Source organism: Ignavibacteriales bacterium (assembly GCA_026390815.1).
In the GTDB taxonomy this organism is placed as follows: domain Bacteria; phylum Bacteroidota; class Ignavibacteria; order Ignavibacteriales; family SURF-24; genus JAPLFH01.
In genome coordinates this window covers 1-12,438 of record JAPLFH010000057.1, presented here as the reverse complement: position 1 = coordinate 12,438, position 12,438 = coordinate 1, and the positions used below count along the sequence as shown (strand labels likewise).

General features: G+C 34.0%; 7 protein-coding genes. All 7 read right to left on the bottom strand.

The features are described from left to right. Window positions 1-2: 2 nt before the first annotated feature. The 7 genes from NTX22_17735 to NTX22_17705 all read right to left on the bottom strand — a co-directional run bounded on the left by NTX22_17735 (window position 3) and on the right by NTX22_17705 (window position 12,244). Window positions 3-1,031: an ROK family protein gene (locus NTX22_17735; protein MCX6152372.1), complete on the bottom strand. Its 1,029-nt coding sequence runs from the start codon at window positions 1,029-1,031 to the stop codon at window positions 3-5. Window positions 1,032-1,086: 55 nt separating this feature from the next. Continuing rightward, the gene (locus NTX22_17730; GenBank protein MCX6152371.1) at window positions 1,087-2,091 is read right to left on the bottom strand and encodes an ROK family protein; all 1,005 of its coding nucleotides are present in this window, start codon (window positions 2,089-2,091) and stop codon (window positions 1,087-1,089) included. Window positions 2,092-2,339: 248 nt separating this feature from the next. Then, window positions 2,340-4,079, bottom strand: coding sequence for a family 43 glycosylhydrolase (locus tag NTX22_17725; protein ID MCX6152370.1), 1,740 nt, complete (start codon window positions 4,077-4,079; stop codon window positions 2,340-2,342). A 34-nt stretch (window positions 4,080-4,113) separates the two neighbouring features. Beyond that, on the bottom strand, window positions 4,114-6,678 hold the full coding sequence (locus NTX22_17720; protein ID MCX6152369.1) for a T9SS type A sorting domain-containing protein: 2,565 nt from the start codon (window positions 6,676-6,678) through the stop codon (window positions 4,114-4,116). 242 nt (window positions 6,679-6,920) lie between these two features. Further along, entirely contained in the window at window positions 6,921-7,796 is an 876-nt protein-coding gene (locus NTX22_17715; GenBank protein ID MCX6152368.1) for a hypothetical protein, read from the bottom strand. 59 nt (window positions 7,797-7,855) lie between these two features. Further along, entirely contained in the window at window positions 7,856-10,351 is a 2,496-nt protein-coding gene (locus NTX22_17710) for an aryl-sulfate sulfotransferase (protein MCX6152367.1), read from the bottom strand. Between the two features lie 78 nt (window positions 10,352-10,429). Continuing rightward, a complete protein-coding gene (locus NTX22_17705) occupies window positions 10,430-12,244 on the bottom strand; it encodes a family 16 glycosylhydrolase (GenBank protein ID MCX6152366.1) in 1,815 nt (604 codons plus the stop codon). Window positions 12,245-12,438 lie beyond the last annotated feature (194 nt).

The following is a 12,438-nucleotide window of genomic DNA, read 5'->3' as shown; positions in this document are numbered from 1 at the left end:
TATTACAAATGATTACCATTAACTAAAACCTGGTTGGTATTTGGTTTATCGGTATTAAGTAATGAGTTGGTTTTAGAGATTTCATGCCATATTAAAGCGCATGCACCAATAATAGCTGCATTTCCTTTAGTAAGTCCTGAAAGTAATATTTCAGTTTTTCCCTTAAATATATTAAGCATATTAGCTTCCATATGATATTTAGTTGGCTTAACTAAAAGATCACCCGCCATTGCCAAGCCTTCAGACAGTATAATGGCTTCCGGACTAAGATAAGCAACCGCATTTGCCAATGCTTCACCAAGAATTTTTCCGGTAAATTCAAAAACAGTTTGAGCAAGTTTATCTCCATTTAATGCCGCTTTATAAATTAACTTTGCCGTTAGTTCTTCAGGGGGAAATTCTTTTAATACACTTACTTCATTTGACTGTGCAATTAATTCGTAAAAAGTTCTTATCAGTCCACTGGTAGAAACGTAAGTTTCCAGGCAGCCTTTTCTGCCGCATCCACACAACCGACCATTTTTTTCAACAATTGTATGTCCAATTTCACCGGCAAACCCATCACTTCCATATACTAAGTTTCCATCTACAACAATGCCGCTACCAAAGCCTTTACTTAAAGTAAGTTGAATAAAATTTTTCATTCCTTTGGCAACACCAAATTTCATTTCTCCAATTGCAGCAGCATTTGCATCATTGGTAATTACAATGGGCAAATCAAAATAATTTTTTACTAATTCAACAATATTAACGTAACCCCAATTTAAATTTGATGAAAACTCCACGGTTCCTGTATAATAATTTGCACCGGGTGCACCGATTCCAATTCCTATCAATTCATATTTGTCTGCATTCTCCCGGTAAATTCTTTTAAATTTATTGAACAATCTGTCAAACAAGGATTCTGGCGATTCATTAGCTTTGGTAGGAATTTTCCCTTCTACATAACAGGTTCCGGAAATATCTACTAACCCAAAAGCGGTATGAGTGCTTCCAATTTCTATCCCTAATGTAACTTCAGTTAAACTCAAATTAACACCTCATTATAAAATAATTCTATTATTCCAATAATTCTAAATTAATAAATCATTCCTTAATTTTTCCGTATGAATGATAATTATTTTTTTTATGCTGGATATCATACCAAATAATTGCAGCGGAACCAAGTATTGCTGCATCTTCATCATTCATTAAGCTTGATACTAATATTTTTAATTTATCTTTATACAAATGTAACAGGCTGTCTTCCAGGTAATATTGAACCGGTTTTAAGATTAGATCTCCCGCTAAAGCTAATCCACCATATAATATGATTGCTTCCGGGTTTAAATGGGCTACACTATTTGCAAGAGCTTTACCTAATTTTTTCCCGGTATATTCAAACGCTTCATTTGCAATTTTATCGCCTTTAATAGCTGATTCGCAAATCAGTTTTGAAGTTAAGGAATTATAGGAGTAGTCCCTTAAACAACTATCATTATTCTGTCTTGAAAGAAGTTCAAAAACGGTTCGTTTAATACCGTTTGCTGATGCGTAAGTTTCCAAGCATCCTTTTCTACCACAGCCACAATGCCTGCCTTGTTCTTCAATTACCGTATGACCAATTTCCCCGGCAAAACCTTCTTGCCCATAAATTAAATTACCATCAATAATAATCCCGCTGCCTAAACCAGTACCCAATGTAATTTCAATAAAATTATTAAATTCTTTCGCCGCACCATATTTCATTTCTCCAACAGCCGCGGCATTTGCATCATTAGTTACAGCAACAGGCAAGGCATAATGCTCATTTATTAATTCAACTACATTTACGTAACCCCATTTTAAATTATTTGGATTTTCGACGGTACCTCTAAAATAATTTGCAGTTGGGGCACCAACTCCTATTCCTACTAATTCCATCCTGTCTTTCAATACTTCAAACTTCTTGTTAAAGTTTTGAAACAATCGATCGAACAGGTGGTTTGCAGGAAGGTGACCGTCTGTTGGAATTTGATCTTTATAAAAACAATTCCCGACTTCATCAACGATTCCGAAAACAGTATTTGTCCCGCCGACATCAATACCTAATACAACTTGTGTTAATTCCATATTCAGTAATTTATTTAGGTTTTATTTTTACATATAAAATGATTTTTAGAAATTTATACCAAAATAAGCAGCGCACATTTCATAATTGCGCTATAAAAATCTTACAACTTAATTCCTTTACCATTATTTTCCTTTGGAAAAGCATTCATTCAATTTATAATCTTTGATAAACTTTCTTATATACGTTTTCTTTATCTTCTAATATCAGTTATTTCTGTTGTATGGTTCTGTTTCGATTATTCTGCATTCTACTTCATATCTTTAACATCATTATAACCACCGTAATAATATTCGGTACCGTTATCGAACGCTTCAACAGAAAAAAAATATTCAATTCCTTTATTTAAACTGTGAATAGCTAAACTGATTTCATCATAAATCAGGTAATGATTATATGATTTGTCCGGGGCAATTCCATACTTAACTATATATCCGTCCGCGTTTGCAACTGGTTCCCATTTCACTAAAGCATTACGGCTATCAATTGAATCGCGATTTACAGAAAAGGTTTTTACGTTTGTAAACTTAACTTCATCCGGATTCCCGAATATCCGGAAATCGCGCACACAAAAATTACCTTTACCTGGTGTTTGAACATTGATAAGCTTTATATACCGGGCGCTTATGGGTTTTATTAGTTCAATATAATCGTGAGGAACATCTGTTTGATTCGTACTTTTATCAATAAGTAGCAGCCAGTTTTTATTATCTGATGATATTTCAAATTTATATTGTTCAAAAATTTGATTTGCTCGTCCTTGCACTAAATCGGGAATTGTATTATGCTCACCAAAATTAATTTGTATTGCATTTATTTTACAAACTTTCCCAAGATCAATCATTAGCCATTCATCAGCATTTCCGGTTTTGGCAACCCAATATGATTTTATATCTTCATCCACTGCATTTTGCACGCTATATCCAGGTAATGTAGAAGAAGCTTCAGCGTATTTTTTATTAGAAAGAAGCATCCAACCGGTAAAATTATTTTTTATTTGGTTAGTTTTAACATCAGGTAAATATTGCGGGTAATCACCAAAAATTGTATTCGTAAAGATTTGACCATCCTTATCAAACCCAACAGGGAATAACCCAAGTCGTCTTTCAAAGTCGTGCTTTACAGAAACAACCATAGTAACAATACGCCACCAATTTCCTGTTTTATCTTTAAAGGTACAAGCGTGTCCTGCACCAGTAACAAACCCGTTCGGTTTAATGGAGAAAGGACTATAAGGCATATAAGTAAAAGGACCAAGTGGTTTATCACTAAGGTAAATTCCATCAGCGTAGGATTTGAATTCAGTTCCAGGAGCAGAGTATTGAAGATAATATTTACCATTATACTTTGTCATCCAGCAGCCTTCTATCCAGGGTTTTTCGTCAAGAAGATTATCATCTCCTCGTCTTTCCCAACCATGCTCTTTTGCATTTGGATAAACAATATCTACCGGTACTCCAATTGGCTCGAATCCATTTTTTACATCAAGTTCTACACACTTAGTGGCATTAACATTTGAAACGCCGGAATACATATAAACTCTTCCATCATCATCCTGGAAAAGGTCTGGATCACCATACGGTTCTGTATTAGCTCTCTTTTTCCATATACCATTTTTGGGATCTGCAGTTACATATATAGCTGGTGTTCCGGAAGCTGTGTAATAAACAGAATCATCAATTACGAGAATTGCAGGGGCATAATCCTCAATTGGAAGACCGGTAGGAATAACCAGCTTCCAATCCCGGAAATCACTTGAGAACCAATAGCCTCCGGATCTGGAAGCAAAAAGATAATAGTCACCCTTGAACAATATAATTACAGGATCGGCAGCTTCCCGCGCATCAATTGCATCTATCATAAACCTATAGTTAAGGTTAAGAGGATTGCAAAATGTTTTTGCAGGATTTACTTCCTGGCTAAGGAGAAAGCCGGATAGAAGAACAACTTCTATCCAAGCTATAATTCCTTTATTTATTACATTTATCATATTTATAGAATCAACTAAATATTAGTTTGAGTTTCTATTTAACCAGCATCATTTTTTTAGAACTATTAAATGACCCAGCTTTCAATTGATAAATATAGATGCCACTTGATAGCGTACTAGCATCAAATTTTTCGTAATAGATTCCGGTTTGTTTGGATTCATTAACTAAAGTCTTAACAACCTGACCAAGCACGTTGTAAATTTTTAGTGTAACTAAACCCGGTTCTTTTACACTGTAACTAATAACAGTTGATGGATTAAATGGATTTGGATAGTTTTGCTCAAGCTTATAATTTAAAACAATAGCTTTATTATCATTCACACCCACAGTCCATTGATCGCCGATCCAGGTGTTAGTCCAAACAGAAACATCACGGTAAGATTGATCCATACTATTTGCCGAATATGTTAATATACCTTCACGTGTATAACCTGGAGGGTTATTGTCATTATCGTTACCAATTAAATCCAAAGGAATTCTCATACCTTTTGCTGGTTTAAAGACGGGGCTGGTTCCAAGAATACCTGCGATTTTAGTAAAAGGAATTTTTGCTTCAAACCTATAACCAGTTGGAAAATTTTCCGCCCAAAAATAATCAGTTGATGTCATTTCCAAAACTTTTCCACCGCCTGGCTGATCCAGGATAGTTCCATATTTATAGAAACGAAAATGATAATCTGTCTCTGATCCTTTTTTATAAGCAGAATGCGATTCGCCTCTCCAATCATACAATCCAAGGAAAACATCTATGCCATCATATAAATAAGAAAGATCAGGATTGTCAACAGAATCTTCTTTAACAACATTATCTTCCACTTTACCGGCTACATACAGGTAATCATTATCTGTTGCAAGATATATATCGAATGATAGATCTGCATCATTATCAATAAAAAGACCGCTGCCATCTACCTGATGACCAGTACCAATTGATTTTGCAATTTTAAATGGCACAATTCCATCCCAATCATTAAACTCACCATCTACCACAAAATTAGCTGGTGCAGATGGATTAATAACCGGAACCCCTTTAGCCAAATTTGTTACCTCACTCATTGATTGACCAATTATACTTTCGTTTCCAGCTTTATCAATACAAACAATTGCATAATGATAAGTAACGTTTTGATCAATAGCCGGCGCAATTAAAACGTGTTCAACCTGTTGTACATTTTCAGCAATTTTTTTTGCTATTCTATCTACATTTTTAGAAGTCAAGTCTGTAATGGGTTGTGTACTTACATAAACGTCATACACTTCACCATCTTCGTATGGAACATCTTCCCAGATAATTAAATTATTATAAGTTCCGGCAACTGCTTGAATATTTTGTGGTGCGTCCGGCGCAAGTACATCAAATACGGGGTTACCGGTCCAGATTTCATCTAAGTAAACAATTTGATTCTGCCATCTTTGATCGTTAGTCCGGAGAATTTTAAATTTCAGAACCTTGGATGAATCCATTACACCATCTACTTGTGCTGATGTAGCATCATCCCAAACTCCGGCATATCTATTAAAACTTTTTAGCGGAATATTTATTGATTTCCAGCTTCCATTATATCCAACATCATCAGCAGCTAAAATGTAAGCGGCTTCAAATGGATAGTCTAAAGTTGCTGCGCCATCTTCATCCGGATCCTGAAAAATAATTCTTAGATCACCAATTCCTGCCGGTGCTTTGATTTTAAATTTTAACGTATCTGTTTGCCATACTTTGGAAAGATTGGCTGATTTATTTAGAGTCCAGATTGGACCATCCCATTGTCCGGGTGTAGTCCATTTAAGGGAAAATAAATGAGTAGCAGGATTAGAAGTCTCTTCATTTGAAACCACACAAGATCCACCTCTACCTTCCATCAATGAAACATCCCCCGGGGTTTTTTTGCCATTAAAGAAAACCAACGACCTATTTTTAAGACCTTTCAATTCAAGATTATCAATAATAAAAGTGCCACTGGCAATTTGTGTGGTTTGACCATCAACAATAAATTCATAAACCCAGCCCTTAATCTTATCAAGGTCCAGAGTATTATTACCAAGGCTGCCACCACCCCAGGTTCTAAGCGCAAAACCTTTTCCTTCTATATTATCATTATTTACTAATGGGATAGAGACGTAATTCCATCCAGGAGATGTTTTCATAATATTTAGGAATGAAAAATATTTTTCAGCACCTTGATTTAGTGCATATGTATTATTTCCGTTTGGTGCATCACTAACATCAAAAAGACATAAACGTAAAATGAAAGGAACTGCTTGATCAGCTGGTCTTTCATTATAGTACCAAAAGCTAATACTATCATATTCTGAAAAATCGTAAGTTAATGCTGTATCGGGATTCCAATGTTCCATACCCACAAATCCACCCCAGGAATCGTAACCGGAGGTGTGATAGGTTACTTTCATTGCGCCGGAACCAACCTTAACCGGACTTGTTATATAATCCAGAATTAAAGTATCTTGAGCCGGATAGGCAATCAACATATTCCAATAAGCTGTATCTGTAGGTGCAGAGTCGAATCCATCGACTAACTGCTGTGCAAAACCAGATGCGTTAAAAACAATTATGAAGAAAAAGTATAGAAACCTTTTCATATGATACTCCTTTTTTATTAAAAGATTATTAAGTACAAATTTTGTACTTAACTTAAATAATTCTGATGTAAAAATATTCTCCATTACCACTAAAATTAGTTAAATGCAGTTAGTGCATTTATTTTGCTGTAAACGAGCAAATAGAGCTAAATAAATTATTAGCTCAACTTTAATAAAATTGAGAGGGCTATAATACAATAAATTTATTTGTAAAAGCAATTCCTCTCATCAGCGAATAAAAATTATTTACCGTTTGGAAAATATTCGACTTTATCTATGACCACTTCAACATCCTTCTTGTATAATGGAGGTTTGCCATAACCGTTACTGCCAGATACAAGCCAAAGATTAATCCGTAAATTGGTTTCTGTTCCTGGTTTGGGAATTTTTATTGCGTCGGATTTATGACCTTCAATTATTGTATGGCGGGCAGGATTAGTGTTAGAATATTTCCAAGTGGCAATCTGCTGTTGGGTTGAGATTTCATTACCATAGAAGCTTGCAAATGAAACTAAGGTATCAGTCCAGATAAAAGTATGAGTAGAATAAATATCTTTTAGCTGCATGTATTTTTGATAGTTTCTTTCAGAATATCTTCCAGATGGTACATCCGGACCAAACACAGGTTGAACCGAGTAGTGCAGATTTTTTGCTGTCGGATCTGTCCAGCGTGATATTTCAATATCAATTTCAGAATTCGCATCTGTTTGTGATGAGTTGTTATTCCAAGTAAACAAACCCAGCACCGCATTGGGGTCTAAGCTATCCACTCGACTCGAAAGATAAAATATGTACGTACCGTAACTAACTGGCACTACAGTATAAATTTCTGTGCAAGCCCAAACATCATCTTTCAAAGAAATTTTCATGTGAAGTTTTCCCGAAGCATCAACCCAAACATCTTCCTTACTTCCCGAAAAATAATTCCCACCAGGTCCAACTGGAACATTACTTTCTTTTATTTTCCATTTAAGCCCGGAGAATTCAATAGTTCCAGTATTTTCATCCGGGCTTAATGAAGGAGGAGTTGGTTGTGAATTATTGCACGCAACAAGTGAAAAGAAAGAAACGATTATTAACAATATTAATGTACAGGGATTGTTATGTGTTTTTTTCATGTTCTGTTCTAATTTAATTTTATCTTGAATTCGTTTATTCTTTCTCTAAAAAGTTGAAATCAGTTTAGCATTAACATTTTTCTGGATAGAATATAATTACCCGCCTGAATTCTATACACATATACTCCACTACAAACCGTCACACCAGAATTATCCGTTCCTTTCCATTTCATCGAATAGTAACCGGCTGGCTGGATTTCATCAACAAGCGTTTTTATATTCTGTCCTAACAAATTATAAATATTAACTTTTACTTTTACCTGTTCACTTATTTCATATTGAATTATAGTTGATTGATTGAACGGATTTGGAAAATTTTGTTTAAGTGAAAATTCTTTAGGAGCTAAATTCTGTTGTGCAGTTATGCCGGTTAATATTGCATTTCCTTTTAATATGATTTTGTAAATGCGTGGATCAGAATTAGTGTAAACGAAAAGGGAATCAGAATAAGTAATCAAGGAATCTGGCTTGAAAGAAATTTGTAGTTTAAGTGTATCACCACTTTTGATTGAATATGGAAGTGATATTTTTGGTGTAATAAATTGTCTTGTTCTTATAGTTAATGAATCAATTACTAATTTGTTTACTGAAGAATTTGTAATTAATATTTGCTTAGAAACAGTTTGATTAATCAAAACATCGCCAAAGTCCAGTTCGTTGGCATTTGCAGTTATCACCGGAGCAGGCGATTCACCGAATAAAAGAATATTTTCCTTGCCGCTATCATAATCAATTTCAAGTGTATCCGAAAAATATCCAATGGCAATCGGCTTAAAGAAAATTTTTAAATCAATAAAATTACCGGCAGGAATAGTAACGGGAAAATTTAATGGAGTATAAAAGATGGTTGAATGATTTTTTATTGAATTAATAGCAATTGGTTTATCATGTGTATTTTTAATTACCACCAGAACTGAGGTTGTATCATTTATAGCAACCGGTTTGAATGTGTTTACAAGGTTTAACATTTCAAGCTTTCCCAAAGAATGATATTTAGATTTCCATGGAAAGCGATACGCCCGGTAAGTAAACAAATTGTCTTTGAATGACATTTCAAATGCTTTAGTACCATCTGGACGAACTTCTGTAATTGTAGGAAAGGTATAACCCCAACCGATAAATGTATTTCCGTTTTTTAATCTTTGCGCATAACCTAATCCAATACTATAGACATCGGGATTATTCCTGCATTGCCAAATTAATTCAGCAGTCTTCAATTTTTCATCAAGTTTGTATTCAACTACTCTGGTAAACATTATTGATGGATTATTGCGTCTGAATCCATTATCAAACAATAAAATATTACCATTAGCTAATCTTCTAACAGCATGCTGCCAGGAAAAACCAATTGTATCATTTAAAAAATTAAATTGATTTTTTCGCCCACCCAGCCGCCAGATTATATTACCGGTTCCCCTATCTATTTTTGTAATCTCCTGAAGATTCCGAAATGAGACTAACAAATTTCCATCATCATCTAATTCTATTGCATTACCATGAGAAAAATCGAATGAGTTTTGTCGTGGGTCAGTATAAGTATCAATAACATTAATGTAATCCCAACACAACCATTGGAAAACCACATTTTTATTTTTGTCCAGCTCCTGAACAACGCTGCCAATTACCAGAGCGGTTGTACTTCCGCCAATTACTAATCGACTCATATCCATAGTCTTGGTATCAACACCTAGAATTAATGCATGACCGTTTGGCAGTAATCGCAATTCATGCAAATCCGTATAATACCCATTCCCGCACTTAAAACTATCAACAAGATTATATGATGAATCCATTGCGTAGTAAAACGAAGATTTCATATCATAATAAGTCAGCCAACCATTTGGTTGAACCTTGAAATCATAAGTACCACTTCTTGTTCGTTTATAATAAACCGGATTTCCATTGTTATCTAAAATCATTATGTACGGATTTATGGCAGAAGTAGTACCTATGAAAATATAATCTGAATCAGGATTATCCCGGACTGTTATTCTAAATTTAGGAAAATCGGAAGGCAAACTATCCAGGTTTGATTGAGCATTAACTTCATAATTTTGATTTTGCTTCGAGCTGTTAGCGTAAAAATTGTTTTCAAATTCCTTCATATAGTTAGAAGATATTTGGAATTTATAATTTGCTTTGTTAACCCAAAATTTAAAAGCTAATGAATCAATTACCTTTCCATTTTGCGCCTTAATAACTCCACGAAGTTGCACAGTAATACTTTCTTCTTCAAAAAATTCCAAATTAGCATTGAAAACAATTGTCTTTCTATCATCGCTTACAATAAGTTCACCGGTATGCTGCCCCGATTTAGAACCGAGAACTATCAATTCAGAATTATTTAAAAAATTGTTTTCATCAATTAAATCGTTTGTAGCAATGATGATATTGGTTTGAGGCAAATTATAAATTGATCCTGGTAATGGAGAGAGATAAACGATTTTAAATTGTTCATCCTGCGCGTGTAATGAAAATGAAAAACTTATACTAAAGATAATTGAGAATAAGAATAATATTTTCTTAGTAAACTCCATTTGAATTATTACCATCATTTTATATAAAGGAATTGGATTCTGGTACAATTATAAATATTTGATTACTAAAAATAACTGGTATCACATTACCCAGTTTTATTTTAACAATACCATTTTGGTTGATTTTATTTGTCCACCAGCTTGAATACTACAAATGTATACTCCGCTTGCTAACCTGCTTTTTCCATCATTTGCGGAAAATTCAATTTCATAATTTCCCTTTTGTTTTTGTTCATTCACCAAGGAAGCAACTTCATTTCCAAGAGTATCAAAAACCTTAATGCTTACAAACGCATCCATTGGAATAACATATTTTATTTTAGTTGTTGGATTAAATGGATTAGGAAAATTTTCTATATTAAAAATCAATGGAATGTTTGGTAAACCCAGCTTAACATCTGTTGGAACTAGTTCTATTTTTATTCCGCTTATAATTGGTTTGCCTGCTTTACCTTTGAAAAATAATTCTATCAGTTCATCATTTACAATAATGTGTGATAACTGTTTTTCATAAGCAGCGTTGATTCCGGCTTGCTGAAAAACATCTAAATTTTCTGTTTCAAGTTTTCCATTACAATAAACATCAAATACTCTTGAACCCGAATTATTAAATTCGGTCTCAGTCATCATTAAAATTATATTGTAAATTCCATTTGGAACTCTCGCCTTAAAAAAAGTAATTCCATCAATAGCAGATTTATAAATATATGGTTCTGTAGTTCCGGTTATTTCCGAATTATTATTTATTATTTTACCACCAATGCTGCCATAGTCTTTACCAAATTCCCAATCCTGGCTGGCTAAGTATTCGCCGAACAGATCACCTCCTAAATTTATTTTTAGAGGCAACAGTGGAAAATATTTTATAATAATTGATTTAGCAGACATCATATTTGCAGGATTTGCCAAATCCTTTATGCTTCTAACAATTAGATTTTGGCTGCCCGAAGGATTAAGACCCTCAACTGTTAAATGAACCGTTCGCAAATCCGAATCAAGTTGTGCAATTTTTACATTTGCCCCGGGGATAACATAATTAACTACCGTTTCCGCGGTAATTTTATCAAGAGCCTCTGAGAAAAAAATTGAGACATTGTTGTTATACGCTTTAGTATAAACCAAATAAGGAGCATCTATATCAACATCTTTAACTGGACCACCGCTGTAACCAGTCTCTCCTTCCTTTTTCATACAAAGAATTAAATATCCATCTTCGACAACTACGTTTGAAGATTTAAAGTCAGCAAGATTACTTCCGAATGTGCTGTTGCTTGCAGACCATTTGGTTTGATCGAAAGAATTAAAATCATCCTGCCATTTTAAAGTAAAATTATCTCCGGTACCCGGTGTATATTCATAGTATTTAACCCAATCATAAAATGCATAGAGAGGTAATTTACTTTCATCAAGTGTGCCTGCCCAATCTGCGGAATTGGGGGGCCAAAAATTCATCATTATACTTTGCGGCAAGTTTAATGTTTTAATTCGCTCGTCGTTTTGTCTATATATTTCAAAGCCATCAACACACCAGGCAACATAGTCTGGGGTCCATTCAATTGTGTAAATGTGGAATGCTCTATGTGGATTAAAGTTTACAATTTGCCTATGCGGATTTCCGGTTTGATCCGGAACAAAAGTATTATATGAAACTTCATTATTGTAGCGACCCATAATTTCAATATCAATTTCATTGTAAATGGAGTTTTTTGTATTGTAAGTAAATAACGTAGATGTAACTCCGCTTGCTTCTGCCGATTTCATTCGCACTTCAATTCTGCCATATAAATAAGTCTGTTTTGTGTTTACCTCACCGCTCCAATATTTTTTTGCTAAAGTTGATTCGGAAACTAACAATAATAAAAAAGAATAAATCAACAAATAGTATTTAATGTTTTTAAAGGATTGATTCATAATAACACTTTATCTGTACTGATTAATTGTTAAGAATGACTTATTTAACTAACGTTTCCCAGCCACGTTTTTTCATTCCAAAATAAATGATTGAACCAAAGATAAAACCAAAAATAACAAATATGATTCCGGTTATTGCACTGCCAAGAATAATTTTTCCAAAGCCAAATAGAAATGCATATATCATTGCAACA